Origin of the sequence: Sagittula sp. S175, from assembly GCF_049800975.1 — a bacterium.
GTDB lineage: Bacteria > Pseudomonadota > Alphaproteobacteria > Rhodobacterales > Rhodobacteraceae > Sagittula.
In genome coordinates this window covers 324,678-350,445 of the sequence record NZ_JBNAGB010000001.1, presented here as the reverse complement: position 1 = coordinate 350,445, position 25,768 = coordinate 324,678, and the positions used below count along the sequence as shown (strand labels likewise).

Annotated in this window: 28 protein-coding genes and 1 pseudogene; 9 read left to right on the top strand and 20 right to left on the bottom strand. The window is 63.6% G+C overall.

All coding sequences use genetic code 11. From position 1 onward, the window contains the following. Positions 1–7: 7 nt before the first annotated feature. The 3 genes from ACP16H_RS01695 to ACP16H_RS01685 form a co-directional block, all read right to left on the bottom strand. Positions 8–658 (bottom strand): DUF1638 domain-containing protein, encoded by a 651-nt coding sequence (locus ACP16H_RS01695; RefSeq protein ID WP_425070499.1) that lies wholly within the window; start codon positions 656–658, stop codon positions 8–10. Continuing rightward, positions 639–812: a hypothetical protein gene (locus ACP16H_RS01690; protein WP_425070498.1), complete on the bottom strand. Its 174-nt coding sequence runs from the start codon at positions 810–812 to the stop codon at positions 639–641. Before ACP16H_RS01690 ends, ACP16H_RS01695 begins: the two co-directional genes overlap by 20 nt. A gap of 129 nt (positions 813–941) precedes the next feature. After that, the gene (locus ACP16H_RS01685) at positions 942–1,646 is read right to left on the bottom strand and encodes a corrinoid protein (protein WP_425070497.1); all 705 of its coding nucleotides are present in this window, start codon (positions 1,644–1,646) and stop codon (positions 942–944) included. A 203-nt stretch (positions 1,647–1,849) separates the two neighbouring features. Here ACP16H_RS01685 and ACP16H_RS01680 point away from each other — a divergent pair, with 203 nt between their 5' ends. Continuing rightward, entirely contained in the window at positions 1,850–2,914 is a 1,065-nt protein-coding gene (locus ACP16H_RS01680; RefSeq protein ID WP_425070496.1) for a PA0069 family radical SAM protein, read from the top strand. 44 nt (positions 2,915–2,958) lie between these two features. Here the strand turns inward: ACP16H_RS01680 and bmt are convergent, their stop codons facing one another. From bmt to ACP16H_RS01645, 7 genes are all read right to left on the bottom strand, one after another. Next, positions 2,959–3,972 carry a betaine--homocysteine S-methyltransferase gene (gene bmt, locus ACP16H_RS01675; RefSeq protein WP_425070495.1) on the bottom strand — a complete coding sequence of 338 codons (1,014 nt, stop codon included), beginning with the start codon at positions 3,970–3,972 and terminating at the stop codon, positions 2,959–2,961. Between the two features lie 124 nt (positions 3,973–4,096). Beyond that, positions 4,097–4,747 carry a YdcF family protein gene (locus tag ACP16H_RS01670; protein WP_425070494.1) on the bottom strand — a complete coding sequence of 217 codons (651 nt, stop codon included), beginning with the start codon at positions 4,745–4,747 and terminating at the stop codon, positions 4,097–4,099. Positions 4,748–4,756: 9 nt separating this feature from the next. Further along, positions 4,757–5,182, bottom strand: a complete 426-nt coding sequence (locus ACP16H_RS01665; RefSeq protein ID WP_425070493.1) for a hypothetical protein — start codon at positions 5,180–5,182, stop codon at positions 4,757–4,759. Positions 5,183–5,286: 104 nt separating this feature from the next. Then, the gene (gene guaA / locus ACP16H_RS01660) at positions 5,287–6,852 is read right to left on the bottom strand and encodes a glutamine-hydrolyzing GMP synthase (RefSeq protein ID WP_425070492.1); all 1,566 of its coding nucleotides are present in this window, start codon (positions 6,850–6,852) and stop codon (positions 5,287–5,289) included. 71 nt (positions 6,853–6,923) lie between these two features. Next, entirely contained in the window at positions 6,924–8,183 is a 1,260-nt protein-coding gene (locus tag ACP16H_RS01655; protein ID WP_425070491.1) for an OmpP1/FadL family transporter, read from the bottom strand. A 213-nt stretch (positions 8,184–8,396) separates the two neighbouring features. Further along, positions 8,397–9,185, bottom strand: coding sequence for a delta-class carbonic anhydrase (locus tag ACP16H_RS01650; RefSeq protein ID WP_425070490.1), 789 nt, complete (start codon positions 9,183–9,185; stop codon positions 8,397–8,399). 156 nt (positions 9,186–9,341) lie between these two features. Continuing rightward, positions 9,342–9,563 carry a hypothetical protein gene (locus ACP16H_RS01645; protein WP_425070489.1) on the bottom strand — a complete coding sequence of 74 codons (222 nt, stop codon included), beginning with the start codon at positions 9,561–9,563 and terminating at the stop codon, positions 9,342–9,344. Between the two features lie 181 nt (positions 9,564–9,744). Between ACP16H_RS01645 and ACP16H_RS01640 the strand changes: the two genes are divergently transcribed. After that, positions 9,745–11,289 (top strand): trimethylamine methyltransferase family protein, encoded by a 1,545-nt coding sequence (locus ACP16H_RS01640; RefSeq protein ID WP_425070488.1) that lies wholly within the window; start codon positions 9,745–9,747, stop codon positions 11,287–11,289. Between the two features lie 81 nt (positions 11,290–11,370). Here the strand turns inward: ACP16H_RS01640 and ACP16H_RS01635 are convergent, their stop codons facing one another. Next, complete coding sequence (locus ACP16H_RS01635; protein WP_425070487.1) at positions 11,371–11,658, bottom strand: DUF6477 family protein; 288 nt, start codon at positions 11,656–11,658, stop codon at positions 11,371–11,373. A gap of 256 nt (positions 11,659–11,914) precedes the next feature. Between ACP16H_RS01635 and ACP16H_RS01630 the strand changes: the two genes are divergently transcribed. Further along, entirely contained in the window at positions 11,915–13,024 is a 1,110-nt protein-coding gene (locus ACP16H_RS01630) for a DUF6456 domain-containing protein (protein ID WP_425070783.1), read from the top strand. Here the strand turns inward: ACP16H_RS01630 and ACP16H_RS01625 are convergent, their stop codons facing one another. Together ACP16H_RS01625 and ACP16H_RS01620 are read right to left on the bottom strand one after the other, a co-directional pair. Continuing rightward, entirely contained in the window at positions 13,025–13,180 is a 156-nt protein-coding gene (locus tag ACP16H_RS01625; RefSeq protein ID WP_425070486.1) for a hypothetical protein, read from the bottom strand. It abuts the gene before it with no gap. Between the two features lie 115 nt (positions 13,181–13,295). Next, the gene (locus ACP16H_RS01620; RefSeq protein ID WP_425070485.1) at positions 13,296–14,810 is read right to left on the bottom strand and encodes a catalase; all 1,515 of its coding nucleotides are present in this window, start codon (positions 14,808–14,810) and stop codon (positions 13,296–13,298) included. Between the two features lie 330 nt (positions 14,811–15,140). Here ACP16H_RS01620 and lipA point away from each other — a divergent pair, with 330 nt between their 5' ends. Together lipA and ACP16H_RS01610 are read left to right on the top strand one after the other, a co-directional pair. Further along, the gene (lipA, locus tag ACP16H_RS01615) at positions 15,141–16,091 is read left to right on the top strand and encodes a lipoyl synthase (RefSeq protein ID WP_425070484.1); all 951 of its coding nucleotides are present in this window, start codon (positions 15,141–15,143) and stop codon (positions 16,089–16,091) included. A 319-nt stretch (positions 16,092–16,410) separates the two neighbouring features. Next, positions 16,411–16,740, top strand: a pseudogene (locus tag ACP16H_RS01610) (YbhB/YbcL family Raf kinase inhibitor-like protein); the annotation flags it as partial. A 45-nt stretch (positions 16,741–16,785) separates the two neighbouring features. On the opposite strand, the gene ACP16H_RS01605 reads toward ACP16H_RS01610, so the two are convergent. From ACP16H_RS01605 to hpt, 3 genes are all read right to left on the bottom strand, one after another. Next, the gene (locus ACP16H_RS01605) at positions 16,786–17,652 is read right to left on the bottom strand and encodes a c-type cytochrome (protein WP_425070483.1); all 867 of its coding nucleotides are present in this window, start codon (positions 17,650–17,652) and stop codon (positions 16,786–16,788) included. Continuing rightward, positions 17,653–18,102, bottom strand: a complete 450-nt coding sequence (locus ACP16H_RS01600; protein ID WP_425070482.1) for a c-type cytochrome — start codon at positions 18,100–18,102, stop codon at positions 17,653–17,655. A 131-nt stretch (positions 18,103–18,233) separates the two neighbouring features. Then, positions 18,234–18,794, bottom strand: a complete 561-nt coding sequence (gene hpt, locus ACP16H_RS01595) for a hypoxanthine phosphoribosyltransferase (protein WP_425070481.1) — start codon at positions 18,792–18,794, stop codon at positions 18,234–18,236. 66 nt (positions 18,795–18,860) lie between these two features. On the opposite strand from hpt, the gene ACP16H_RS01590 reads away from it, so the two are divergent. The 4 genes from ACP16H_RS01590 (at position 18,861) to ACP16H_RS01575 (ending at position 21,999) form a co-directional block, all read left to right on the top strand. Next, positions 18,861–19,304, top strand: a complete 444-nt coding sequence (locus tag ACP16H_RS01590) for a type II toxin-antitoxin system RatA family toxin (RefSeq protein ID WP_425070480.1) — start codon at positions 18,861–18,863, stop codon at positions 19,302–19,304. A gap of 136 nt (positions 19,305–19,440) precedes the next feature. Next, on the top strand, positions 19,441–19,794 hold the full coding sequence (locus tag ACP16H_RS01585) for a hypothetical protein (protein WP_425070479.1): 354 nt from the start codon (positions 19,441–19,443) through the stop codon (positions 19,792–19,794). A 141-nt stretch (positions 19,795–19,935) separates the two neighbouring features. Beyond that, positions 19,936–20,481, top strand: a complete 546-nt coding sequence (locus ACP16H_RS01580) for a hypothetical protein (RefSeq protein WP_425070478.1) — start codon at positions 19,936–19,938, stop codon at positions 20,479–20,481. A 252-nt stretch (positions 20,482–20,733) separates the two neighbouring features. Continuing rightward, complete coding sequence (locus ACP16H_RS01575) at positions 20,734–21,999, top strand: MmgE/PrpD family protein (protein WP_425070477.1); 1,266 nt, start codon at positions 20,734–20,736, stop codon at positions 21,997–21,999. Between the two features lie 45 nt (positions 22,000–22,044). Here ACP16H_RS01575 and ACP16H_RS01570 read toward each other — a convergent pair whose 3' ends face one another. The 4 genes from ACP16H_RS01570 to ACP16H_RS01555 all read right to left on the bottom strand — a co-directional run bounded on the left by ACP16H_RS01570 (position 22,045) and on the right by ACP16H_RS01555 (position 25,717). Beyond that, a complete protein-coding gene (locus ACP16H_RS01570) occupies positions 22,045–23,223 on the bottom strand; it encodes an ammonium transporter (protein ID WP_425070476.1) in 1,179 nt (392 codons plus the stop codon). A gap of 417 nt (positions 23,224–23,640) precedes the next feature. Next, positions 23,641–24,111 (bottom strand): CinA family protein, encoded by a 471-nt coding sequence (locus tag ACP16H_RS01565; protein WP_425070475.1) that lies wholly within the window; start codon positions 24,109–24,111, stop codon positions 23,641–23,643. Continuing rightward, positions 24,108–24,590 (bottom strand): phosphatidylglycerophosphatase A family protein, encoded by a 483-nt coding sequence (locus tag ACP16H_RS01560; RefSeq protein WP_425070474.1) that lies wholly within the window; start codon positions 24,588–24,590, stop codon positions 24,108–24,110. The genes ACP16H_RS01565 and ACP16H_RS01560 overlap by 4 nt, the downstream gene beginning before the upstream one ends. Beyond that, entirely contained in the window at positions 24,587–25,717 is a 1,131-nt protein-coding gene (locus ACP16H_RS01555) for a bifunctional 2-C-methyl-D-erythritol 4-phosphate cytidylyltransferase/2-C-methyl-D-erythritol 2,4-cyclodiphosphate synthase (RefSeq protein WP_425070473.1), read from the bottom strand. Before ACP16H_RS01555 ends, ACP16H_RS01560 begins: the two co-directional genes overlap by 4 nt. Positions 25,718–25,768 lie beyond the last annotated feature (51 nt).

The following is a 25,768-nucleotide window of genomic DNA, read 5'->3' as shown; positions in this document are numbered from 1 at the left end:
CCCTCTGTCAGGCCCACCGTTCCAGGGTTTCGGCCAATTCGCCATAGCCGGTAAAGCGGCGTTCAAAGGCCAGACCCATCCGGGCAGCGCAGTCTTGCGCCTTGGCGGTCAGGGCCGGATCGTCCGTCTGTGCGAGATAGACCAGCTTCTCGTAATGGCCGAAATACATCGCCAGCAACTGGGGATGGCGGTCCAGACCGAGCGGCTTCCAGACAAAGGCATCGAACTGGCGGGCAAGGAAATCCGTCAGGTAGAATGCGGTGATCTCGTCCCGCGCGGCAAAACTGTCCAGACCTTCGAAGAAGGCGTAGCAATGCGGCCCGGCGACCATCTCGACGCCCATGTCGGCGCAGGCCTGCTCCAGCAACCCGCCGGTGCCGCAATCCGCATAAACCACCGCCACGCGGGCATAGTCGCCACGATGCTCGGCCACGGCGGTGCGCACCGCATCCGTGATCTTTTCAGGGTGATTGTGCAGGATGGCCGGAAGGCAGGTCAGGTCCATGTGCGTCCAGCCGTTCATCCGGATCAGCGCGAGGATCTCGCGCGCCAAGGCGCCGCAGGCGATCAGCAACACGCGACCCAGCCCGGAGGGCGCAAGCCCCTCGGTGGTCAGCGTGGCGTCGTCGGGAGAACGGTCAGGTTGCGCTGTCGTCATTGGGAACAGGCGCGGCAGCCCAAAGGCCAAATGCCGCGATCAGGAAGAGACCGGCAAGAACCGTCAGAACGCCCCAGCTGGACATGGCCCAGAGCGCCAGAACCAGCGCGGCAAGGGCCGTGAGAACCAGAAGGGCAACAGACGTGACGGGCATGACCAATCTCCTCTTCAGCTCAAGTATGGTGCAAAGAGATGAAAAGAAAAAGGCCCCTCTGCGGGAAAGGAGCCTTTTGCAGTATTTTTCCGCTGGATACAACCCTAGGGGTTGCATCTCTGGTCGAGTTCAGCGCGCAGCCATCTGGTTGTGCTTGCGATCCATGAAGGTCTTCGCGGTTTCGACCGCAACGGCTGCGTCGCGGCAGTAAGCGTCCGCGCCGATCGCCTTGCCGAATTCCTCGTTCAGCGGCGCGCCACCGACCAGCACGACGTAATCGTCGCGGATGCCCATCTCGACCATCGTGTCGATCACGACCTTCATGTAGGGCATGGTGGTGGTCAGCAGGGCGGACATGCCGAGGATGTCAGGCTGCTCGGTTTCGATCGCCTCGAGGTACTTCTCGACTGCGTTGTTGATGCCGAGATCGACCACTTCAAAACCGGCACCTTCCATCATCATGGCGACGAGGTTCTTGCCGATGTCGTGGATGTCACCCTTCACGGTGCCGATGACCATCTTGCCCATCCGCGGTGCGCCGGTTTCGGCCAGCAGCGGCTTCAGGATGGCCATGCCGCCCTTCATCGCGTTGGCGGCCAGCAGAACCTCGGGGACGAACAGGATGCCGTCGCGGAAATCGACGCCGACGATGGTCATGCCGCCGACCAACGCCTTGGTCAGGATGTCGTAGGGCTCCCAGCCGCGCTCGAGCAGGATGTTGGTGGCCTCTTCGATCTCATCCTTGAGACCGTCGTAGAGGTCGTCGAACATCTGTTGGACAAGTTCCTCGTCGTCGAGTTCGGAGAGGATGATCTCGTCGTCTTCGTCGGACATTTCACGTTTCCTTTCTGCAAGCGCAGGGGCCTGGACAGCCGGGCGGGCCATTACTGCGACTAATCGTCGTTTTCCCCCAAGGTCAATTGGCGGATTGCGACATTGGGCGCAGACATTCCGACCTGATGCACGGAACTTACGCATCCATTGCCAATGTTCGCTTAATGTTCTAGTTTTTCTGAATGGAAAACGAGCGACACATCATGGCGGCTGAACGTCGGCGCGGGCGCGGGGCACTGTCCTCGGAAGTCGGGCGATTCGAACGGTTTAGCCGGGTCGAAGTGACCGATGGCTGGGACATCCCCGAGGAGCGCGGCGTGTTGCGCACCGAAGTGCGCGAGGAACGTGCCCGTTCGGTCATAAATTACGTCAATTCGCCGGACATTCCGTTCGATCGGTCGCTGAACCCCTACCGGGGATGCGAACACGGCTGCATCTACTGCTTCGCGCGGCCTTCTCATGCCTACCTCGGCCTGTCACCGGGGCTGGATTTCGAAACCCGGCTGGTGGCCCGCCCCAATGCGGCCGAGGTTCTCGCCCGCGAATTGTCGTCCCAGCGCTACCGGATCGCGCCCATCGCCATCGGGACCAACACCGACGCCTACCAGCCGTTGGAAAAGGAGCGGGGCGTCATGCGCGCCTGTCTCGAGGTGCTACGCGACTTCCGTCACCCAGTGGCCATCGTGACCAAGGGCACGCTGATCGAGCGCGACCTCGACATTCTCGCGCCCATGGCCGCCGAGGGGCTGGTACGGGTCGGCATTTCGGTCACGACGCTGGACGCCGGGCTGGCGCGAAGGATGGAGCCGCGCTGCCCATCCCCTCAGCGCCGTCTGGCCACCGTGAAACGCCTGTCTGACGCCGGGATTCCCGTCCGCATCATGGCCTCGCCGCTGGTCCCTGCGCTGACCGATCCCGAGTTGGAAAAGATCCTCGGTGCGGGTCGGGACGCCGGAGCCAGTGCCGCCAGCTACATCATGCTGCGCCTGCCGCGCGAGGTCGCGGACCTCTGGCAAAGCTGGTTGCAGGAGCATTACCCGGACCGGGCAAACCGGATCATGGGCCACATCCGCGACATGCACGGGGGCGAGGTGTATTCCGCCAAATGGTTCCGCCGGATGAAAGGCGAGGGGGTCTACGCCGACCTCGTGGGCCAGCGATTTCGCCGCGCGATAAAGGCGCTCGGTCTGGACGTGGCGCATCCCCCGCTGCGCTGCGACCTGTTTCGCGTGCCGCCCCGGAAGGGCGACCAGCTGTCCTTGTTCTGAACGGTGCAAAGGGAGGTCGGGAAACATCCCCGACCCACGCATCCTCAGCCGCGGCGGCGACCACGACGCTCGCGCGTCTTGCCATCGCCTTCGCCGGTGCCATCCGAGGCTGACGAGAACCCGCCCAGCTTCGCGGCAATCTCTTCCAGCGTGGGGCGCGGCCCCTTCGGACGGCTCTCCAGCGCTTCGCGCATGGCCTTCAGGTGGTTCGGCATGGTGCCGCAGCAGCCGCCTATGATCCGCACCCCGGCATCGCGTGCGAGGCATGCGTAATCCGCCATCATCTCTGGCGTGCCGTCGTAGTGGATGTGACCCTCGACATACTTCGGAATGCCCGCGTTGCCCTTGGCGATCAGCGGGCGCTCGGTACCCGTCGCTATGAAGCCCATGACCGTGCGCATCAGGTCCGCCGCGCCAACGCCGCAGTTCGCACCAAAGGCGATGGGCGGGTTGGGCAGGCTTTCGACCATTTCGACCATGGCCGGAGCCGTTACGCCCATCATCGTGCGCCCGGCGGTGTCAAAGGACATGGTCCCGCACCACGGCGCGCCGATGTTTCCGAACGCCTCTGCCGCCGCGCGATATTCCTCGGGCGAGGAAATCGTCTCGACCCACAGAACGTCGCAGCCGCCATCCATCAGGCCCTTGGCGGTCTCTTCGAACATCTCGACGGCGCTCTCGTGTGACAGGGTGCCAGCCGCGCCCATGATCTCGCCGGTCGGCCCGACAGAACCGGCCACGATCACTTCGCGCCCGGCCGCGTCTGCCACTTCCCGGCCCAGTTCTGCCGCCAGTTTCGACAGTTCATACGCGCGATGCCCGGCATCGTGCAGTTTCAGCCGCGATCGGTTGGCGCCGAAGGAGTTCGTCAGGAACAGGTCCGACCCAGCGTCGACGGCTCCGCGATACAGGGCCCGGATCTTGTCCTGCTCGGTCTCGTTCCAGAACTCGGGTGCGTCGCCAGACTGCAGACCCATGTTGAAAAGGTTGGTGCCGGTGGCACCATCGGCCAGCAGCCAGTCGCGCTCACTCAGCGCACGGGTCAGAGCATCAGTCATCTATCCTGCCTCCTTGGGGCCTGATCGGGGGGCTTTACGGGCCGGTGTTCCACACCCTGCCATATGACGCAAACGCATAATCTGCATCATCGTCATGAGCAACGCGCCAAACCGCGCGGCGCAATCAGTGCAGGAAGGTCTTGGGCAGAGCGCCAGCGACGCCGAAAACAGAAGCCAACGACCACACCGCCCCGCGCAGGATGTTGAAGGCCCAGGCCGCCACTTCGCGGACCACCGCCTTGAATAGTCCTCCGTCCGAGCGCGTCTGATCCGGGCTGCCGCAGAAGGATGACGGAAAACCGGCCCAAAGGAAGGACGCCGCGCCGCGCAGCGCGTGGAACGGTTCCGTCACCACGATCAGGCTGCCCTCTCCCGGTGGTGGAAGCATGGGGGCGGAAAACAGCGCGTTCTCCAAGGTCGAACGCGAGGTGCCTTCCCAGCTGATCGCCGCATCCGGGACGCCGGCACGTGCAGCTTCCTTCGCCATTTCCTCGCCGATGGAATGGTCGGCGACATCGCCGCCGCCGGTCATGTGGAGCCGTTGTACCAGGCCGCGCTGGTACAACACGACACCTGCCGAGACACGCGACAGCGTGTCCGTCGACAACCGTTCCGCCCGCGTGCCGCCGCCGAGGACGACGGCCGTATCATAGGCCTCCGTTACTTCTTCGCAGCGCGGACTGGTCAGCACCGAAAGCAAGGCAAGCACCGTGCAGGCCAGCAGGAAATAAGTTGTCAGCCGGACTAGCCAGCGCACGGGACGAAGCAAGCGCATATCTTTGTCTCAGTCGTCCTGTGCGAGCGTCAGAACTTGCAGCCGCCCGGTTTCGGTGTCGTACCAGAGGTGCGCCCGCCTTGGCCGCTGCACGATCAGCCACCACGCGGTCCCGCGCGCAATGGCCTGCTTCCAGCGCACCTGTTCTTCGACATCGATGCACTCCGAAAGCTTGGCGTCAAAAAGCCGCCCCAGTCGGGTCCAGTTTTTCAGCGCGTCGGGCTCGGCTTTGGCGATGAAAGTCGCCCGCTCGCAGTTGACCGCCTTCGCTTCGGCACTGACCTCCTCGGTAATCGTCACGCCTTCAGGCACCAGACGTGCCAGTTGTTCCACGTCCGGTTTGCAGCCTGTCAAAAGGCCGCATGCCAGGCAGAATGACAGGACGCGAAGCGAGGTCATGAGGGCTTTGGTCTCGGGCAACGGGGTTTCGCGCATGATTGGCGGTACATCCCGCAAGGTTCAAGGCGAAAAACCTGTCTGTAAACGCAAGAGACGGGCCCGACAGGCCCGCCTCTGAAGTGCCAATCTTGTCGAGCAGATCACTCCAGCTCGATCGTGCCCGGCGGTTTGGACGTGCAGTCGTAGAACACCCGGTTCACGCCCTTCACCTCGTTTATGATCCGAGTCGAGGTCTCGCCCAGGAATTCATGCGTAAACGGGTAGTAGTCCGCCGTCATCCCGTCGACCGAGGTCACCGCTCGCAGCGCCAGCGCGTAATCATAGGTCCGACCATCGCCCATCACGCCAACTGTCCGCATCGGAAGGATCGCGGCGAAGGCCTGCCAGATTTCGTCGTACAGACCGTGCTTGCGGATCTGGTCGATGTAGATCGCGTCGGCCTTGCGCAGGATCTCCAGCTTGTCGCGGGTGATCTCGCCGGGGCAGCGGATCGCCAGACCCGGCCCGGGGAAGGGGTGGCGCCCGATGAAGGACGCGGGCAGGCCCAGCTCGTGACCCAGCGCGCGCACCTCGTCCTTGAACAGCTCGCGCAGCGGTTCCACAAGCTTCAGGCCCATCTTCTCGGGCAGGCCGCCGACGTTGTGGTGCGACTTGATCGTCACTGAAGGCCCGCCAGAAAATGACACGGATTCAATGACATCCGGGTACAAGGTGCCTTGGGCGAGAAACTCGGCGCCCTCGATCTGGTCGGCGTATTTCTGGAAGACGTCAATGAACAGCTTGCCGATGGTCTTGCGCTTCACCTCCGGGTCGGAAACCCCTTCCAGAGCGCCAAGGAACAGGTCCGACTCGTCGGCGTGGATCAGGTTCAGGTTGTAGTTCTCGCGGAACATCTTCACGACTTGCTCGGCCTCGTTCAGCCGCAACAGCCCGTGGTCCACGAACACGCAGGTCAGCTGGTCGCCGATCGCCTCATGCAGCAAGATACCGGTCACCGAGGAATCCACGCCACCGGACAGCGCGCAGATCACCTGCTTGTCGCCGACCTGCTCGCGGATCTTGGCGATCATTTCTTCGCGGTAAGCGCCCATGGTCCAGTCGCCGGTGAAGCCCGCCAGCCGGACGAAGTTCTCGTACAGGGTCGCGCCATTCGGCGTGTGATGCACTTCCGGATGGAACTGCACGGCGTAGAACCGCTTCGACAAATCGGCGGTCATGGCGAAGGGCGCGCCCGGGGAGGTCCCGTAAACCTCGAAGCCCGGAGCAAGCTCGGCCACGTGATCGCCGTGCGACATCCAGACCTGCTCGCGGCCCGATCCATCCATGAACCAACCGTTGAAGAAATCGGTCGTCTTGTCTGTGGGCGAAACATAGGCGCGGCCAAACTCCGCCGTGTGGCTCTCGCCGGCTTCGACGCGGCCGCCGAGGTCCTGCATCATGACCTGCTGGCCATAGCAGATACCAAGGATCGGCACGCCGAGGTCATAGACGGCTTTGGGGGGGCGTGGCGACCCTTCACGGGTCACCGAATCGGGGCCGCCGGAGAAAATGACGGCCTTGGGGGCGAAATCGGCCAGAAACGCGTCGGTCACGTTCTGATAGGGGTGGATTTCGCAGTAGACGTTCAGTTCCCGCAGGCGGCGCGCGATAAGCTGCGTGACCTGCGACCCGAAGTCGATGATGAGGAGGCGCTGATGCTGGGTCATGGCGCTTCCCTTAGGGCGCGGGTGCGCTTCGCGCAAGAGGGCGGCACCGCACAGCGCCGCCCTCCGGCCTTTTACCAGCGGTAAGTGACGCCCAACGACGTTTCATGCTGCGACATGCGCACCTTTACGGGCTGCGCCATGCCGGTCAGGGCGGGGTTCGTCCCGGACACGGATGCGTCAAAGGCATGGGTGTAGGATCCGGTCAGCCCCCAACGGTCGTTGATCCTGTAGGACGCGCCGACCGAGGCGTGCCATTGCGGCGTTGCCGGGGCGAGCGTGTTGACCACGGCATCCGGGCCGTCGAACGCCGCCGTGGCATGGCTCACACCGCCGCGAAACGTCCATTTCGGGTTGTGTCGCCAGACCGCGCCGACCCGCAGGATGTCCATGTCATTCCATCCGAACCCCAGGCCGTTCGACGCCCCCAGCGGACCAAGTGCCGGGTCATTCGGATTGGCCAGCGCCTTAATATCGCCGTAGAAGATCCGCTGCACCTCGGCGGTCAGCGTCAGTCGCTGTTCGCTCGCCGGGGTATAGGCCACGCCAAGCAAAGCGGTTGCCGGGATGTCGAAATCGCCTTTCTCGGCAAAGAGCCCCGCGTATTTGTCATAGGGCTCCATGTCGATCCGCGTCCGGTACGACGCGCCAAAAGCCAGTTCGCTCGTGGGTTCCCACAGCACGCCGACATTCACGCCCATGCCCGTCGACCAATCGTCTCCCTGATTGGTCACATGCGCCGGATCCATCGACATGCCGCCAAAGGCTTCCAACCCGGTGGCGCTGAACCGCTGGATGGCAAAGACCGGGGCGACCCCGACGGACACCTTGTCCGACAGCCTGTAGCTGAGGTTCAGGTTTATGAACGCCTGCTCGAGGTTGACCCCGGCGGGATCGCTCCCTGCGCCGAAACCGGCAAAGAAATTCGGACTGTATTCCGAGTTCATGCCGCCGTTGCCGGTCATGAAGGCACCAAAAGTTAACCGGTCGTTGATGACCCAGTTGGCCCCGCCGCAGGGAATCAGGAAGTTGTCGTTGTTGCTCGTGTACTCACCGGGGATCAGCGGGCCGCCGGGGCTTATCTCGCTCGACCGGTCGGGGCGGAACCACGTCAGGCAGAACCCCGCCATATTCCCGACCTTGTGGCCCATCGCCGGGTTCTGGGCGAGGCCCAGCACACCCGTCGGCACCGCAACGCCCGCACCGGCCATGCCTTTCGACCCGGCGCCGTATCCGTTTGCAAAGTAACCGTTCGTCGCCTGCGCCGGCAGCGCGGCGAGGCAGCAGGCAACAACCGACCCTGCGCCCAGAAGGCGTTTCTTCAACACTGTCATCTCGGGATATCCTCCTTGGTCCCGTTCGTCGCCAGAGAGTGGTCTGGCGTCTATGAGCCTGGTCCCCTCGTTCGCGCGCGAGAGGTATTCCAGAATCATTATATTAGTATTTGGGAATGTTACGTGTCATCTATTTTAGACGCTGCACTGCGGCACGTAGTGCAGCGTCGTGTCGCTCGCGCAAGAATAACTCGCAGAGCCGATGTCAGAGCGTCAGTTGATCGGAGCCAGCAATTCGGGTGCGGTCACGATCTGCCGCACCCCGTGGCTGTGATCCTCCTCGAAGATGTTGCCCTGCTGCGCCCACTCATTGATTGACCTTATGTCCAGTCGCGCGCAGTTCGGGCGGACAGACCACGTCACCTGCAACGGTGAGCAGACTTCCTGCGTGTACTTCGGTCCGGTGGTCGAGCCGTGGAACACGATGGGACGGCCTGTGCCGGTCGGGATGGCCTTGGCCTGATGCTTGCCATTGATCTCGCCGCCATAGACGAAATCCATGAAATTCAGTGCAGTCGGATCGTTCACGACCAAAAAGACCTGAGTTTCCACCCGAAGTTGCGGATTGGCGCAGGCGTCAGACAGGCAAGATCCAAGGCCCGGTCCAGGACCGACGTCACAGGATGTATGCACCCAATGCACCTCGATCGTATCACCGGGTTTGACCCCGTGATAGGCGCCGTGGCCATGATAAGGGTCTTCCAGCTCTTCATGCGTCAGATTGGGTGTTTCATTGCATTTCCATCCGCCATGCTCGCCGGGGCCGCCGGAAATGGTAAAACCGGGTCCACGGTGTTCGGCATTTGTGTGGGTGTGGATGTTGCAAAGGTTCATCTGCGTCGGCGGCGGGGCAAAGTTGAACACGCGGGGGTTTATCCCGATCACGCTGTTTAGATCCCGGGGCGTCTGCGGGCCGTAGTGCTCGCAAATATTCTCTGCCGAAGCGGGCAGGGCGGAAACGACGGCGGCGAGCAGGGCCGACAAGGAGAGCGACTTGAGCATTGCGGGGGTCCTGTTGACTGTCACGTTGATCTGCGCCAGCCGCGAAGCAGGACGCCCCCGTGTCCATGTCGCAGCGCACGGCGCCCGATAACCAAGCTATCCCCTCATGTCCTAACGATCCCTGAACCGATCCGGTGGGGCCGTTGGCACATTCGCTCAATTCTCCGGATTTGTCTGAGGACCTGGCCCGGAATGCGCGTCAGAACTGGGGTATTTCCACCGGTTCACCATCAACGCGCCCACGATCCAGATCAGGAAGCACACCCCCAGCGACAGGCCGAACAACAGCACGCCGCTCACGAAACCAGCCACCGCGACCGCCGCGCCAAGCGCCAGCACAGCGCCCATCTTCCATGTCTTCGGAGGAACATATGACACGATTCACCTCATTTCTTCGATGCTTTCGCAGACCAAACCCGCTAAGCGCCACGGGTGTTCCATGTCGTTTTCACGATCCATCCGCCGGAATCGTCACAGGGCGACGGGGACCCAGCGGTTAAAACCTGTCTATCCATGGGGCGCGATTGGCGCGTCCACCAGCCATGAGGGCACGACAAAGATGTCAGAAGCAGCAGCACGCAAGCGCGGCAGGGGTGGCGGTGGCGCGGCCCGCCGGGCCGAACGGACCTCGACCGCAGTCGACGTGGCGAAGTTCATCGAACGCAACATCCCCAACTTCGAAGTGCTGAATGACGAGGCGCTCGAGATCATCGAGCACAACGCCGAGACCGTGCTGGAAGAGATCGGCGTCAACTTCGTGAACAACCCCGGTGCCCTCGCGCTGTGGAAGGAAGCCGGTGCCGATGTGCAGGGCGAACGCGTCCGCATCCCGCGCGGCCTGGCCCGCCAGCTGTGCGCGACTGCGCCCTCGCAGTTCACCCAGCACGCCCGCAACCCCGAGCGCAATGTCGTGATCGGCGGCAAGAACCTCGTGCTGGCCCCGGTCTACGGCCCGCCCTTCGTGCGGGACATCGACGGTGGCCGCCGCTATGCCACGATCGAGGACTTCCGCACCTTCGTGAAGCTCGGCCAGCAGTCCAAATGGCTGCACCATTCCGGCGGCACGGTTTGCGAACCGACAGACGTCGCGGTGAACAAGCGTCACCTCGACATGCTGATGGCGCATATGACCCTCTCGGACAAACCCTTCATGGGCTCGGTCACCGAACCGTCCCGCGCGAAGGATTCCGTCGAAATGTGCGAGATCCTGTTCGGGAAACAGTTTGTTTCCGATAACACGGTGATGACCTCGCTGGTCAATATCAACTCGCCTCTAACGTTTGACGACGTCATGATGGGCGCCCTCGAAGTTTACGCCGCATCGAACCAGGCCTGCATCATTTCCCCCTTCATCGTGGGCGGTGCCATGGCGCCGGTTTCGGTCGCCGGGACCCTGACCCAGGTGCTGGCAGAGGTGCTCGCCGGGGTGGCTTACAGCCAGCTCATCCGCAAGGGCGCGCCAGTCATTTTCGGGGCCTTCGTGACCTCCATCGACATGAACTCCGGCGCCCCGACCTTCGGCACGCCCGAGGCCTCGCACATCACCTACGGCGCCGGTCAGCTGGCCCGTCGCCTGAACCTGCCGTACCGTTCAGCCGGGTCGTTCTGCGGCTCGAAACTGCCCGACGCACAGGCGGCCTACGAGACCGCGAACTCGCTCAACATGGGCCTGCTGGCGGGCGTGAACTTCATGCTGCACGCCTGTGGCTGGCTCGAGGGTGGCCTCGTCGCCAGCTTCGAGAAATTCGTCATGGATGCCGACCAGCTGGGAGCCCTGCACGGGTTGGCCAAAGGTATCGCCTACGACGACAACGCGCAGGCGATGGACGCCATTCGCGAGGTTGGCCCGGGCGGTCACTACCTTGGTTGCGCCCACACTCAGGCGAACTTCAAGACCGCGTTCTGGCGCTCGGAAGTGCTTGATTATAAACCATTCGAGACCTGGAGCGAGGAAGGCGCGCGGGACACCGTGGCCCTCGCGCGGGCTCGTATGGACAAGATGCTCGCCAGCTATCAGGAACCGGCCATGGATCCCGCGATCCGCGAGGCGCTGAATGCCTATGTGGCCGAGAAAAAGGCCTCTATGCCGGACGCTTTCAGCTGACGGGATGGGCCCCTCACAAGGGGCGCAGACAATGTCAGGGGCAGGGCCGCAACGGTCCGACCCCAAACGACAGAGGCGGCCTCAGCGGGCCGCCTCTTGCATGTTGCGGGCCTCGCCCATCATGGCGGTCAGCACCTCGACGTGACGGCTGACCGAGTAACTTGCGCTGTCTGTACGGCGCCGGTCATCCAGCGCGCCCTCGATCTCCATCAGTTGCATCAGCGCGGCTCCCGGACGCGGCAGGGACGCTTGTCCCAGCAACCGTTTCAGGTGCAATTCGCGACGGTACTCCTGCACGCCGATCCGGGCGGCCCGGATCAGCAGACGCGGGCGACGGAGATCGTTCAACTGTCCCAGGATATCCTTCATGCTCTGTCTCCTCTACAGGGGCCGGACAAACCTCCGGCTGTGGATAAAAGAGCACATCCATAGGGGGTGTTGCGTACCCGAAGGGGCACCGCACGAAGCCTTCATGTTTGGTTATCCATTGTTATGAAAGATCATCCTCGGTGTGTTTTGTTAACCAAAGAGTAACCAGCACACCCATAGGTTGCGATTTAGTAAATGGGGATAAGTCTGTGCAAAAAACCTTGATAACTTGGCCCCGGAACGGAACCCGCGGATGATGGCTGTGACGCCAGGACATAGGATCGAATACTTGCCCGACTGGGTGCCCGAAGAGGTGCGCGTGTACATCGCGCATACCGAAACGGGGGTGTCGATCCGTGAACTGGCGCGCGTCGCGGGCTGTCATGCCTCCACCGTTCTGAGACAGGTACGCAAGGTCGAAACGCGCAGGGACGACCCGTTAGTCGATGCAGCTCTTTGCAACTTGGGGGCTGTCGGGTGTGGGGACCCGGCACCTGCGACCAGAAAGGACGATGAGCCAATGACTGCTGCCGTGAACATGCCGGCACCACCGGATGAGACCACTCTCTCGCGCGAGGCGCGACGGATCCTGCGGCGCCTGTGCGAACCGGGTGCCGTGCTGGCTGTGGCCGCCGAGATGGAAAAGGCCGTGGTGGTCCGCGACACCGGAGATGGCGGGAACACCCGTACCGCCGTGGTGGACGTGGCCATAGCACAGGCCATGGCGCTGAAGGAGTGGATCACCTGCACCGCTCCCGCACGCATTTCGAAATACCGCATCACTGCCGCCGGACGCGCTGCGCTGAACCGGCTGATGGCGGAACAGGAAAACCGTGTGCGCGGCTTTGCCGAGGCGCAGGCGGGGTTTGACACCGGACGCGAAGCAGAAGCGGCGCTGGAAGAGGTCGAACGTGACCCGCGAATCCGCAAGGGCCGCTATGCGCTCGCGGAAAGCCCGTTGACCGCGCTCGGGCGCCGTCGCGACAAGGATGGAGAGGCCTTCCTGAACGAAGAGCTCATCGCGGCGGGGGAACGCCTGCGCGAGGATTTCGAGCTTGCGCAGATGGGCCCACGCACCACCCAGAACTGGGATCAGTTCCTGACGGCTGGTGTTTCGACGCATCCCGGGGCAGGGGGTGGATCGACCGCCGCTCAGGAGCGCCTGCAAGCGGCGCTGAAGGATCTGGGTGCCGGTCTCGGCGACGTCGCCTTGCGCTGCTGCTGTTATCTCGAAGGGCTGGAAACCGCCGAGAAGCAGCTCGGCTGGTCGGCCCGGTCCGGCAAGATCGTCCTGCGCATCGCGCTTCAGCGTCTGCGCCGACATTACGAGGAACGTGGCCGCGCCGGTGGCGACCTCTTGGGCTGATTACAGCCCGAGCACCTGTGTCTCGACAGTGCTGGGCGCGTCCAGAGCGCGCGCTTCGTCGGCGCTGTCCAGACGCGCATGAACGCTGGCCGCGAGCGTCACGCCAAGCCCGATCAGGGCAAAGGTCAGGATGGGAAGGTGAGTGCGTCGTTTCATATTGTCTTTCCCGTGTTGGCAGGACTGATACGCAATGCGGCGGTGCTCCCGTCGCCGCGAAGGCGGCCGGTCACTCCGGACCGACCGCTTCGTGGGCATCACGGTGCCCGTTGGATCACTCCGCCGCCTTGATCGGCGTATCGGGGGTGACGGGCAGGGCGGGCGCGCTCTCGCAGGCCTCGCGCACACCCTTGGCGTAATCCGGGTGGACCCGCTCCAGCACCGCGTACCAGCGTTCCTTCACCGCATCCGAACAGGGCGACATGGCCCCGGCCATGTTCTGGTGCAGACGCTCCCGCTCGGCATCGTTCAGCACGTCCTTGTACAGCGCGCGCGGCTGGACAAAGTCCACCTCCTCGACCTCCTGCGGATAGCGATAGGCCTCCGGGTCGATCTTCAGCGGCGGCTCCATCACCGAAGGGTCGGCGACGGGGGCGTCCTTGTACTGGTTGGGCTCATAGTAGGCATTGGAATTGCCGCTGTCGTTCTGGAAGAACCGCATCGCGCCGTCCTTGTGGTAGTGTCGCACGCCCGATTGCGGCGCGTTCGCGGGCAGGGCCTCGTAATGCGTCCCAAGACGGTAGCGATGCGCATCCGCATAAGACCAGACCCGTGCCTGCAACATCTTGTCAGGCGAGAATCCGATACCCGGCACGACGTTGGACGGCGAGTAGGCGGCATTCTCGACGAACTGAAAATAGTTCTCCGGCACGGTGTGCATTTCCAGTTCGCCCACCTCGATCAGCGGGTAGTCACCATGCGGCCAGACCTTCGTCAGGTCGAACGGGTTGAACGCGCAGTTCGCCGCGTCCTCTTCCTCCATGACCTGAATGTACATGGTCCACTTCGGGTGCTTGCCTTCGTGGATCATGTTCCAGAGATCCTCGGTATAGCTTTCCCGCGTCTCTCCGATCAGCTTCTTCGCTTCCTCGTTGGTGTAGGTCTCGTGGCCCTGCTGGGTCTTGAAGTGGAACTTCACCCAGACCCGCTCGCCCGCGTGGTTCCACATGGAATAGGTGTGCGAGCCATAGCCGTTCATATGCGCCGGGTTCTTCGGAATCCCCCGGTCCGACATCAGGATCGTCACCTGATGCACCGATTCCGGCTGTCCGGCCCAGAAGTCGAACATGGCCTCGGGCGAGCGCAGGTTGGTCTTTGGGTGGCGCTTTTGCGTGTGGATGAAATCCGGGAACTTGTAGGCGTCGCGGACAAAGAACACGGGCGTGTTGTTGCCCACCATGTCCCAGTTGCCTTCCTCGGTGTAGAACTTCAGCGAGAAACCCCGCACGTCGCGCTCTGCATCGGCGGCACCGGCCTCGCCAGCGACCGTAGACCAGCGGGACAGCACGTCACAGGTGTTGCCGACCGCCGAGAATAGCTTGGCCCGGGTGTATTTGGTGATGTCATGGGTGACGGTAAAAGTGCCCTGAAGACCCCAGCCCTTGGCGTGGACCGTGCGCTCGGGGATGCGCTCGCGGTTCTGGTGGGCAAGTTTCTCGATAAGCTGGTAGTCCTCCAGCAGCACCGGACCGCGGGCGCCCGCGGTCTTGGACGTCTCGTTGGTGGGCACGGGCGCGCCGGCCGAGGTGGTCTGAACGGGGCGGCTGCTCATCTGCGGTTTGTCGGACATGCTGGCTTTCCTTTCGGGTGTGGTTGTCCGACCAACGGGGCGGGCGTCGATCCGTTCCATGAAACTTTGCGGAAGCCGCGATAGGCTGGGGTTATCGGTTTCGCCGTGCCTGCGGCCCGGCGACCGGCGCGCCCCCTGGCGGGGGCGCGCATGGGGGGAAGCGCTGCTTCCCCCCAACCCCCATCGCGGTATTTTCATCAAGATGAAGCAGGTCGCCGGTGGCTTCATCATGCGTGGGACGCAAGGCCGAACTGTGTGATGCGCGGGGTGGATTTGTTGCGCCGACAGGCGTAGGAGGGGGCAATCTGCTTTTGCGAGAGGCTCCGAGCCATGCGTGACCTGAAGATCCCCGGCGAACGTCACCCCGAAAAGGCGCATCGCCCCGACAATGCCCAGCCGAAGAAACCGGACTGGATCCGGGTCAAGGCGCCCGGCGGCGAGGGCTATGCCCAGACGCGGCGGATCATGCGCGAGCACAACCTCGTGACGGTCTGCGAAGAGGCGGGCTGTCCCAACGCCGGTGAATGCTGGAACCAGGGTCACGCCACCATGATGATCATGGGCGAGGTCTGTACCCGGGGCTGTACCTTCTGCAACGTCGCCACCGGGCGGCCCGATGCGCTGGACGTATTCGAGCCGGGGCGCGTGGCCGATGCGGTGCAAAAGCTGGGGCTGAACCACGTGGTCATCACCTCTGTGGATCGTGATGATCTGGAGGACGGCGGGGCCGAGCATTTTGCCCAGACCATCCGCGCCATCCGTCACCGCGCCCCCGGCACCACGATCGAGATCCTGACCCCGGATTTCCTGAAATGCACCCCCGAGGTGCTGGAGATTGTCGTCGCGGCCAAACCGGATGTCTTCAACCACAACCTCGAGACCGTGCCGGGCCTTTACCCGACGGTGCGGCCCGGGGCGCGGTATTTCCACTCGCTGCGCCTGCTGCAGCGGGTGAAGGAACTGGACCCGTCGATCTTTACCAAGTCCGGCATCATGGTGGGCCTTGGCGAGGATGCGCAGTCCGTGCGGCAGGTCATGGACGACATGCGCGCCGCCGACGTGGATTTCCTGACCATCGGCCAGTATCTGCAGCCGACGCCAAAACACCACCGCGTCGACCGCTTTGTCACGCCCGAGGAATTCGCGGCCTATGAAAAGGCGGCCATGGGCAAGGGCTTCCTCATGGTTTCGGCAACACCGCTGACGCGGTCTTCGTACCATGCGGGCGACGACTTTGCCCGCCTGCGCGCGGCGCGCGAGGCCAAGCTGGCGCAGAACTAGTCGCTTCTGGCGCAAACAGATCGGGCCAACGTGACTGGCCCGTTATTTCGTCTCTCCGACAGTGAAGTGTCATGAAGCGCGGGGCACCCTTTCCCCGTATTCAACCACTTTTATTTTGGAGAAAACAGCACGTTACGAACATCATTGATTGCACTCGCCCTGCTGGCGGGCACCACGGCGCAGGCTTTTGATCTGACCAGCCCGGATTTTGCCGAGGGCGGTGATATTGCCATGAAACACGTGGCCGACGTGTTCGGCTGCACGGGGAAACGTCTCTCCCGCCCTAGAATGGTCCGGTGCGCCCGAGGGCACCGGGGCCTTTGCGCTGATGGTGCATGACCCCGACGCGCCGACCGGTGGCGCGGGCTTCTGGCACTGGATCGTGGTCAACATCCCCGGCGATGCCACGTCACTGGCGCAGGGGGACATGCCCGAAGGCGCCACCGTTCTGGCCAATGACTACGGGGCCGAAGCCTGGGGTGGCCCGTGCCCGCCCGAGAGCGATGATCCGAATCGCTACAACTTTACGCTCTATGCGCTGCCCGGGCCCATGGATGTCTCTGGCGCACAGTCGAAGGCAGTTGTCGGCTTCATGGTGAACGCCACTGCCACGGCCAAGGCGACCCTGACCGGCAAGTTCGGACGCTGATTGCAAAGGGCGCGCCTGTGCGGGGGCGCGCCCTTTGCGACGGGATCACTCCGCTGCCGGCAGCGCCTTTACATAGGCCGCGACGGCCTGCCGGTCCTCGGCGCTCAGCTTCGAGAAGTTGTCCACCACCTCGGCCATATGCCCGCCGACGCTGTCGTAATCGGGGGTGAACCCGGTTTCGAGGTAATAGGAGATGTCCTCGGCGGACCAACTCAGCTTGTCCGGGGTCAGCGCGGGGATGGTCCCTTGCCCCGACGGGTTCGGTGCCCCCGCCAGCCAGCGCGATGTGTCCAGACCCCCCAACGCATTGCGCGGCGTATGGCATTCGCCGCAATGGGCGAGCGTTTCCACCAGGTAACGCCCGCGGTCCTCCGCCTCCGGCATCACGTATTGATCGGTGAAGAACAGCAGCTTCCAGCCGCCAAGGCTGCGGCGGATGTTGAACGGAAATCCCACGTCATGCGGTTTTGACGCGACATCCGACGGGGGCAGGGTCTGCATGTAGGCCCAAAGGTCGGCCACATCCTGCGCACGCATCTTGGTGTAAGCGGTGTAGGGGAAGGCGGGGTAGAGGTGCTCTCCCTCTCGGCCCGTGCCTTGCGTCACTGCATCCGCGAATTCCGTCAGCGTCCAGCCGCCCAGACCCTCGCCCGATGGCGAAATGTTCGGCGCGTAGAACGTGCCAAAGTCCGAGGCAAAGGGCTGCCCGCCCGCCAGAATCAGCTTGTCCTCCGCCTCGGGTGCATGGTGGCACGAGGCGCAGCCCGCCGCCGTGAACACCGTCTCGCCGCGCGCAGCATCACCCGTCAGCCCGTCGAACGCCACCTCATCCACATGAGACGGCGCGGTCAGCCACCATGCAACCCCGGCGGCGACCACCGCCACCGGGACCAATACCTTGACGATGCGCATTTATTCCGGCGCGCGGTAGGTGTCGTGGCAGGCCTTGCAGGCGCCGCCCAGCGGACCCATGGCCGGGCCGATGGCTTCCTGCCCACCGGCGGCCGCCGTCTGCAGACCCTTCGCCGCGGTGCCCAGATCCGCCCACTTCGACTCAAAGTCCGCCCAGTTTTCCCAGATGCTCGGCTGCGCGCGGGTTTCGTCGATCGACATGTTGTCCGAGCCCTCGGGGAACAGCGTCGCCTGATGGACCATCGACACGCCGACGATGGAATCCGCCGCCGCCTGCGCCGCCGCGGCGTCATAGGGCACCGATCCCTTCGCCATGCCGCCCAGCACGCCCAGGTTCAGCGCGAGGATGTTGAACTGGCCCTTGCGGCCCTCCAGCGCGCGGTTCTCTTCGGCCAGTGCGCCGGTGGCAAGCGTCGCCAGCACGGCAACAGCGGTAATCACCTTTTTCATGGAAAGTCTCTCCCTGTTATCAATCTCAGCCGGTCCACCATGACCGCCGCATGTAACGATCACATTCCGGTTGTATCCCCAGTGAGGAACAATCCTTCCCCAAAGGCAAGCCGCGAGTGCCTGATCAGACCTCAGTCTGACGCATCCGTGAACCGCACCTTGCCGATGAAGGGCAGGTTCCGGTTCCGTTGGGCAAAGTCGATGCCGTAGCCCACCACGAACTCATCCGGGATGTCGAAACCGATCCAGTCGGCGCGGAAATCCACTTCGCGGCGCGAGGGCTTGTCCAGCAGCGCGATGGATTTCAGCCGCTTCGGGTGGCGGCTCTCCAGCAGGTGAATCACATGGCTCAGCGTGTGGCCGGTGTCGACGATATCCTCGACCACCAGCACGTCGCGCCCTTCGATCCCCGACCGCAGGTCCTTGAGGATACGCACCTCGCGGCTCGATTCCATGCCGTCGCCGTAGCTCGACGCCTCGAGGAAATCGACCTCCACGTCCAGCTTCAACTCGCGCACCAGATCGGCGATGAACACGAAGGACCCGCGCAAGAGGCCGACCACCACCAGCTTGTCCGTATTGTCGAACTCGCGCTTGATCTCGGCGGCCAGCGCCTCGATCCGGGCCGCGATGGCCTTGGCGCTGATCATTTCATCTACGACATATGGACGCTTCTGACCGGATTCTGCCATGACAACCCCTTGATTTCTCGCGCGCAGCATACGACATGCTGGCCCATTGTCACCTGAAGAAGCCCGATGCCCAAGCACTCCGAGACCCGCAAACTGCCCTATACCGCGCAACAGATGTACGATCTGGTGGCGGATGTGGCAAATTATCCGAAGTTCCTGCCTTGGACGGCAGCGGCGCGGATCAGGTCGCGCGAACAGGTGGGCGACCACGAGGTGATGCTTGCGGACCTCGTGATCTCCTTCAAGGTCTTCCGAGAGAAGTTCGGCTCCAAGGTCACGCTCTACCCCGACGACATGCGCATCGACACGGAATACCTCGACGGTCCGTTCCACCATCTGATCTCCAACTGGGGGTTCAAGGACGTGGACGGCGGCTGCGAGGTCTCCTTTGCGGTCGATTTCGAGTTCAAGAACCGCATCCTGCAGGGCGCGGCGGGCATGTTCTTCTTCGAGGCGATGCAGCGAATCGTGCGCGCCTTCGAGCGACGGGCCGAGGAACTCTACGGCTGACACTTATTTCCAAACGGGCGGTTAACCCTGTCGCGGAAATCGCAGGGGTCTGCCCGATTTGAGTCACATTTGAGGATCATTTCCGGTCTCCCGGTCAGATGCTTCGCTCTCCGCGATGCCACAGAAGGAGTCCAAGATGATCGACCCGACCACCACGGCGGTAACGGCTTCGCTCTACGCCGCGCGCGTCGCCCCGCCCGAGCAGAAGCTCGCAGAGGTCAAACCCGATCCCACGCCGCCAAAGCCCATGTCGGCCGCGGGCGATGTGCCAAATCTCGCCGCCATGGGGATTTATTCCAACCCCACCGCAACCAGCGGCGCGCCCGGTCAGGCCGAGGACACCGCGACCGAGAACAACGGCAAGCGCGAGTACAACGACGCCGTCACCCAGATCCGCAAGCTGGCGATGCTCAAGGCGGCCACCTCCTACGCGCAGGCCGGGGCCGTGACCGTGCCTCCGGTACAACCCGTGGTAAACGCAGCGGTGTAAGCAAAACGGGCAGGCGGCCTGAACATTTCGTTAACTAATCAGAACGAATCCTGACACGAATTCCGGCACTTGCCCCCTTTTGGCCCGATTCCGAAGGCATCCCTAACGGACGAGTGACATAGCTTACGAAGGGATGAACAGATGCCTTCACTGTTTTCGATACCGACATACGCGCCGGGGGCATCGCTGCCGCCGCGCTCGGTGCAGGAACTGGATCGCACACCCGCCGCGCAGTCGCGCGAGGCAGCCAGCGGCGCGGCTTTCCGCGATGCGCCTCAGGGGGCTGGGGCTCCGGCAGCCACCGGCGCCACGGCAGAACCCACGGCGGCCCAGCCGCAACCCTCGGCCCCTCCGGTGGTCTCCACGTCTCAGGCTGCGAAACTGACCGCGACGGTCATCACGCTTCAGGCCCGCGACGAGGCCGCGACCCAAAAGGAAGAGGACATCGAGGCCCGCGAGACGCAGGCAGAAGCCATCCGCGAGGCCGCCGAACCGCGCGGCACCGAACAGCAAACCGTTGAAATCCGCGAGAAACGCGCCGAGATGCGCGAAGAGGACGGCCCGGCGAACGCCCTGGCGGGCGACCCGGTCGAGGCCGATCCCGCGCGACAGGCGGCCGAGAAATATCGTGACGCCAATGAGACGACCTCCGCTGCCGATCCCGGTCGGCTCCTGATGGACGCCTGATCGCATTTGCACCGCGCCACGACCGCGGCCAGCCAGCGCCAATGGGACAGCGACTCAGCAGGTTGGGCATTGCCTGTCCGCTGGTCCCGGCCCTCGCGGGCGCGTCAAGTTGCCTCTCCGGGCGCGGTCTTTGACCGGCGCCCCCCCCGCGTTGTGCTTTGGGATTTGTTTCAAAGCCTCGGACCGCAGGCATTCCATTTGGTCTGCCGTTCGACATAACCTCCGTGAACAATGTCTTGCCGGAGGCCGCCCATGTCCCTGATCGACCAAATCCTTGCCGTCTCCCGCGCCGCGACGGAGGATGCTCGCGCCCGTGCCGTCATGCGCCTGTCACTGCTCGACTGGCTCGCTTGCGGCATTGCCGGACAGGACGAGCCTGTCGCCGTTGCCACCCGCGCCCTGATCTCGGACGAAGGTGGGGCAGGGCAGGCGACACTGTTCGGCGGAGCGCGCGCCCCGGCCCGTGCCGTGGCCCTTGCAAATGGGGCCGCCTCGCACGCGCTCGATTATGACGACACCCATTTCGCCCATATCGGCCACCCGTCTGTCGCAGCGCTGTCCGCCGCCATGGCCGTGGGAGAGCGCGAACGCGCGCCGCTCTCCCGCATCCTCGACGCGGCGCTTATGGGCTGCGAGGCGTCGATCCGGTTTGGCGTACTGTTCGGGCGCTCGCATTATCAGGTCGGCTTCCACCAGACCGCCACCGCCGGTGCCTTCGGCGCGACTGTTGCGGCGGGGCATATCCTCGGTCTGACCGACGCGCAGATGCGCCACGCCCTGTCGCTGGTGTCCACCCGCGCCGCCGGCCTGAAATCGCAGTTCGGCACCATGGGCAAACCCTTCAACGCCGGGATTGCCGCCTCGAACGGGGTCGAGGCTGCGCTGCTCGCCTCTCACGGTTTCACCTCCAACCCCGAGGCGCTGGACGGCGTGAACGGTTTCCTCGCCACGCATCACTGCGACGGCACCGCCGACCAGCCCACTACGCCGTTCATGACGTCGATCAGCCACAAGTACCACGCCTGCTGCCACGGCCTGCACGCCACGCTCGAAGCCCTCGCAACCCTGCCGCGCCCTGACCCCGCGCAGATCACCGCCATCACGATCACCACCCATCCGCGCTGGCTGACCGTCTGCAACATCCCCGAGCCCAGCACAGGCCTTCAGCTGAAGTTCTCCTACCGCGCCATCGCCGCCGCCGCGCTGCTTGGCCACGAAACCGCCGCGCTCTCTACCTACACCGACGCCCTCTGCGCTGACCCTGCGCTCATCCACCTCCGCGACCGCACCACCGTCCACCACGACGCCACGCTCAGCGAAACCGAATCCCTCGTCCGGATCGACACCGCGGCAGGGGCTTTCGAGGCACACCACGACCTCGACGCGCCCCAGCCGCTCGAACAGCGCGCCGACCGCCTCCTGGGTAAGGCCGCAGCCTTGCTTGGCACCAGCAAGGCGCACCAGCTCTGGCAGGCGATCGAGACGCAAAACCTGCACGAAATTACCGGACAAATGTAAAACGGGCCCCGAAGGGCCCGCTTTCGTCCTCAAAATGCCCTTCCCTCAGGAGGCATGATCGTATGCCCGCTCGCCGTGGACCATCAGGTCCAGACCGTTGACCTCGGTCTCGGCATCCACGCGCAACGGCGTCACGGCCTTCACGACAAAGATCAGCACCACCGTCATCACCGTGGTGAACACGCCGACAATCGCCAGCGATCCCAACTGCGCGGCCCAGGTCCCGGCGCCAAACACCGCGATCATGATCGTGCCGAAAATGCCGCCCACGCCGTGCACCGCAAAGACATCCAGTGTGTCGTCGATCTTCAGCTTGTTGCGGATCAGGTTCACCGCTTCCTGGCACAGGATGCCCGCGATCAGGCCGATGATGAGCGCCTGCACCGGGGTCACGAAACCCGACGCCGGGGTGATCGAGGCCAGACCCGCGATGGTCCCGGTCACGATACCCACCAGAGAGGCCTTGCCGAACTTGATCTTTTCCCACAGCGCCCAAGTCAGCGAAGCCGCCGCCGCCGAGATATGCGTCACGGTCATCGCCATGGCCGCGCCACCGTCTGCCGCCAGCTGCGAACCGCCGTTGAAGCCGAACCAGCCGACCCACAGCATGGACGCGCCGATCATGACGTATCCGGGGTTGTGAGGCGGCTTGGAATGGTCCTTGCGCGGGCCGAGGAAGACCGCGATCAGCAGCGCCGCCAAACCGGCCGTTTCGTGCACCACGATGCCGCCCGCGAAATCCTTCACGCCGGTCTCGCCAAAGATGCCACCATCCGCCAGGAAACCGCCGCCCCAGATCCAATGCGTCACCGGCGCGTAGACCGCCAGCATCCACAGCGCCGAGAACAGCAGTACAAAGCCAAAGCCGATCCGCTCCACGTATGCACCGACGATCAGCGCCGGGGTGATGATGGCAAAGGTCATTTGAAACGCGAAAAACAGCACTTCGGGGATGGTCCCGGCCACGGTGTCCGCGTCGATGCCGTTCAGGAACATCTTGCCCAGCCCGCCCCAATAGGCCCCTTCGCCGCCAAAGGCGATCGAATAGCCCGCGACAAACCACAGGATGCTCATCAGACACGCGATGGCGTAGCAATGCATGAAGACGCTCAGCACATTGCGTCCGCGAACCAGACCACCGTAGAACAGGGCGAGGCCCGGCAGCGTCATGAACAGCACCAGTGCCGTTGCGACGATGATCCAGGCGGTATCCGCTCCAACCATGAAGTTCTCCTTCCCTCGTAGGCGCCCGACGGCGCGCATTCTTGTCCGTGCGCGCCTATGCGGGGATTCTTCCGCACGACAAACGGTCAATTGAGTTTCAGGGCGGTTATTTGGTTGGCATTTTGCAAATAGCCCGGTCTATGGGCTGAATATTCAGTTAATGCCCAATGATTGTGCGATTCATGTATGGTGATAAATTAGGGTTTCGGTAAGCAGAGGTGGAAATTTCTGCCTAATAATTCATCACGCATTGGGCCGGTCTTTCGCCCGACTTAGCATTCCTCGTCTCGCGTTTCGCGCGAAACCTGTCACCGGCATGCATCCGACTCATCGTATCCGCCCCGGTTAACGCGGCGAACGATGGTTAACAACCGGCCGGAAAACCGGGGAAAACCGGCCGGTCGCGTAAAAGAAGGGTTAAAATTCCAGCGCCCTCAGGACCATTTCCAGCGCGTGCTGCGTCGCTGCTTCGCGCACATTCGCCCGCCCAAGCGCACCGTGCTCGATGGTCTCGGACCGCGTTCCGGCCACACTGCTGACTGCGTAACAGACCCGGCCTTCGGGCTTGAACTCCGATCCTCCGGGGCCAGCGATGCCGCTGATCGCCACCGCCACATCGGCCTGCGCCGCGCGCCGCGCGCCCTCCGCCATCTCGCGCGCGACCTCCTCGGAGACCGCGCCATGCGCGTCCAGCGTCTCGGTCCGCACGCCCAGCATCTCATGTTTGGCCTGATTGGAATAAGTGACAAAGCCCCGCTCAAAGATCGCTGACGACCCGGCCAAATCAGTGATGGCCGCCGCGACCTTTCCGCCGGTGCAGCTTTCGGCACAGGTCACAGTTTTCCCGTCTTTCGACGCCTTATCAAGTATTTGCGATGCGATGCTCACATCAAGAATCCATGCGCGAGTCCTGCCAGGACGATCGACACCACGGCGGCAAAGACCCCGGCAATCACGTCATCCAGCATCACGCCCATGGCATCGCCCCGCGCATCTGCGCGGCCCACCAGCCAAGGCTTCCAGATATCGAACAGGCGGAACAGGACGAAGCCGGACACCCAGCCCGGCCACAGCCGCCAGACTTCGACACCCATCATGCCCGCGCCATAGGCGACCGGGAAGAGTGCGATCCACTGGCCGACCACCTCGTCAATCACGATCCAGGACGGGTCATGATCCCCGGTTTTCGTAAGCGATTCCGTGGCCTTGAGCCCGATCACAAAAACCACGACCGATAGTGCCAGGAGCAGCCAAAAGCCACCCAACAGGATGATCCCATAGGCCACCGGCAGAGCCGCCAGCGAGCCCCAGGTGCCCGGTGCCGGCTTCAGAAAGCCCACGCCAGCGAAAGAGGCGACCCACTTCATGACGCCACCAGCGTGGCGGTCGCGATGGCGGCGATGCCTTCCTCGCGGCCGGTAAAGCCCAGTCGTTCCGAGGTCGTCGCCTTGACCGAGATGCGCGTTGCGTCCAAACCCATGATGCGTGCCATTTCCTGTGTCATTTCAGCGGCATGCGGGCCGACCTTCGGGCGTTCGCAAATGATCGTCACGTCGATGTTGCTGATCGTGAAGCCATTTGCACGCGCCAAGTCGACCGCATGTTTCAGAAATATCTCGGAGGCCGCGCCTTTCCACTGTGGATCGCTGGGAGGGAAGTGTCGACCGATGTCGCCCTCTGCCATGGCCCCATACAGCGCATCCGTGACGGCGTGCATCGCCACATCGGCGTCCGAGTGTCCCTTCAGTTTGCGGTCATGCGGGATGCGCACCCCGCACAGGATGACATGGTCACCGTCCTCAAAGGCATGTACGTCGTAGCCGTTGCCCAGTCTTACATCCATATCGCCTCGTAACAGTTTGCTTGCGCGCGAGAAATCCTCGGGCGTCGTGATCTTCATGTTGCGTTCAGAGCCGGGTACGATGCTCACCGGCAAGCCTGCCGCGCGGGCAACCTCTACGTCGTCGGCGCTTGGTAACCTGTGGGCGCGATGCGCCGCAAGGATCGCGTCAAAGTGAAACCCCTGCGGGGTTTGCGCGCGGTACAGCCCCGCGCGGTCGCGTACCCCGGTGACCAGCCCTTCGGCGCCGGTCCATAGCGCATCGGTGACGGCCAGCGCTGGTGCAGCGCATGGCGCATTTTGCAATGCAACCAATACGTTGTCGACCACCTCCGCCGGTATGCAGCAGCGCGCCACGTCGTGGATAAGGACGCTGTCGAAGCCTTCGTTCTCCAGCGCTTCCAGCCCCAGCCGCACCGAGTCGCTGCGCTCGTGGCCGCCATCCACTAACAGTACATCGAGTCCGGCGCATACCTCTGTGGCGATCTCTCGGTCGTCCGGATGCACCACCATTACGAGCCGCCCGAACGGGGCCATGGCTTCGATCGTCCATCGTGCTACGGCTTTTCCGGCAAGCCTCTGCCACTGTTTCGGCAGCACCCCACCAGCCCGGGTCCCCCGTCCTGCGGCAACGATGAGGATGGCTGTGTTCATGCGACTGAAATCCCTAGTTTTCCTGTTCATAAGCGGCACGGTCGCAAGGCG

What these genes read in the sequence shown, in the direction of transcription:
- ACP16H_RS01600 (WP_425070482.1), bottom strand. Translation starts at nt 18,102, where the DNA reads ATGAAAAAGGTGATTACCGCTGTTGCCGTGCTGGCGACGCTTGCCACC.
- ACP16H_RS01665 (WP_425070493.1), bottom strand. Translation starts at nt 5,182, where the DNA reads ATGCGCGAAACCCCGTTGCCCGAGACCAAAGCCCTCATGACCTCGCTT.
- lipA (WP_425070484.1), top strand. Translation starts at nt 15,141, where the DNA reads ATGCGTGACCTGAAGATCCCCGGCGAACGTCACCCCGAAAAGGCGCAT.
- hpt (WP_425070481.1), bottom strand. Translation starts at nt 18,794, where the DNA reads ATGGCAGAATCCGGTCAGAAGCGTCCATATGTCGTAGATGAAATGATC.
- ACP16H_RS01640 (WP_425070488.1), top strand. Translation starts at nt 9,745, where the DNA reads ATGTCAGAAGCAGCAGCACGCAAGCGCGGCAGGGGTGGCGGTGGCGCG.
- ACP16H_RS01685 (WP_425070497.1), bottom strand. Translation starts at nt 1,646, where the DNA reads ATGTCCGACGAAGACGACGAGATCATCCTCTCCGAACTCGACGACGAG.
- ACP16H_RS01570 (WP_425070476.1), bottom strand. Translation starts at nt 23,223, where the DNA reads ATGGTTGGAGCGGATACCGCCTGGATCATCGTCGCAACGGCACTGGTG.
- bmt (WP_425070495.1), bottom strand. Translation starts at nt 3,972, where the DNA reads ATGACTGATGCTCTGACCCGTGCGCTGAGTGAGCGCGACTGGCTGCTG.
- ACP16H_RS01690 (WP_425070498.1), bottom strand. Translation starts at nt 812, where the DNA reads ATGCCCGTCACGTCTGTTGCCCTTCTGGTTCTCACGGCCCTTGCCGCG.
- ACP16H_RS01575 (WP_425070477.1), top strand. Translation starts at nt 20,734, where the DNA reads ATGTCCCTGATCGACCAAATCCTTGCCGTCTCCCGCGCCGCGACGGAG.
- ACP16H_RS01695 (WP_425070499.1), bottom strand. Translation starts at nt 658, where the DNA reads ATGACGACAGCGCAACCTGACCGTTCTCCCGACGACGCCACGCTGACC.
- ACP16H_RS01680 (WP_425070496.1), top strand. Translation starts at nt 1,850, where the DNA reads ATGGCGGCTGAACGTCGGCGCGGGCGCGGGGCACTGTCCTCGGAAGTC.
- ACP16H_RS01655 (WP_425070491.1), bottom strand. Translation starts at nt 8,183, where the DNA reads ATGACAGTGTTGAAGAAACGCCTTCTGGGCGCAGGGTCGGTTGTTGCC.
- ACP16H_RS01585 (WP_425070479.1), top strand. Translation starts at nt 19,441, where the DNA reads ATGATCGACCCGACCACCACGGCGGTAACGGCTTCGCTCTACGCCGCG.
- ACP16H_RS01580 (WP_425070478.1), top strand. Translation starts at nt 19,936, where the DNA reads ATGCCTTCACTGTTTTCGATACCGACATACGCGCCGGGGGCATCGCTG.
- ACP16H_RS01650 (WP_425070490.1), bottom strand. Translation starts at nt 9,185, where the DNA reads ATGCTCAAGTCGCTCTCCTTGTCGGCCCTGCTCGCCGCCGTCGTTTCC.
- ACP16H_RS01635 (WP_425070487.1), bottom strand. Translation starts at nt 11,658, where the DNA reads ATGAAGGATATCCTGGGACAGTTGAACGATCTCCGTCGCCCGCGTCTG.
- ACP16H_RS01560 (WP_425070474.1), bottom strand. Translation starts at nt 24,590, where the DNA reads ATGAAGTGGGTCGCCTCTTTCGCTGGCGTGGGCTTTCTGAAGCCGGCA.
- ACP16H_RS01620 (WP_425070485.1), bottom strand. Translation starts at nt 14,810, where the DNA reads ATGTCCGACAAACCGCAGATGAGCAGCCGCCCCGTTCAGACCACCTCG.
- ACP16H_RS01555 (WP_425070473.1), bottom strand. Translation starts at nt 25,717, where the DNA reads ATGAACACAGCCATCCTCATCGTTGCCGCAGGACGGGGGACCCGGGCT.
- ACP16H_RS01670 (WP_425070494.1), bottom strand. Translation starts at nt 4,747, where the DNA reads ATGCGCTTGCTTCGTCCCGTGCGCTGGCTAGTCCGGCTGACAACTTAT.
- ACP16H_RS01630 (WP_425070783.1), top strand. Translation starts at nt 11,915, where the DNA reads ATGGCTGTGACGCCAGGACATAGGATCGAATACTTGCCCGACTGGGTG.
- ACP16H_RS01605 (WP_425070483.1), bottom strand. Translation starts at nt 17,652, where the DNA reads ATGCGCATCGTCAAGGTATTGGTCCCGGTGGCGGTGGTCGCCGCCGGG.
- guaA (WP_425070492.1), bottom strand. Translation starts at nt 6,852, where the DNA reads ATGACCCAGCATCAGCGCCTCCTCATCATCGACTTCGGGTCGCAGGTC.
- ACP16H_RS01625 (WP_425070486.1), bottom strand. Translation starts at nt 13,180, where the DNA reads ATGAAACGACGCACTCACCTTCCCATCCTGACCTTTGCCCTGATCGGG.
- ACP16H_RS01590 (WP_425070480.1), top strand. Translation starts at nt 18,861, where the DNA reads ATGCCCAAGCACTCCGAGACCCGCAAACTGCCCTATACCGCGCAACAG.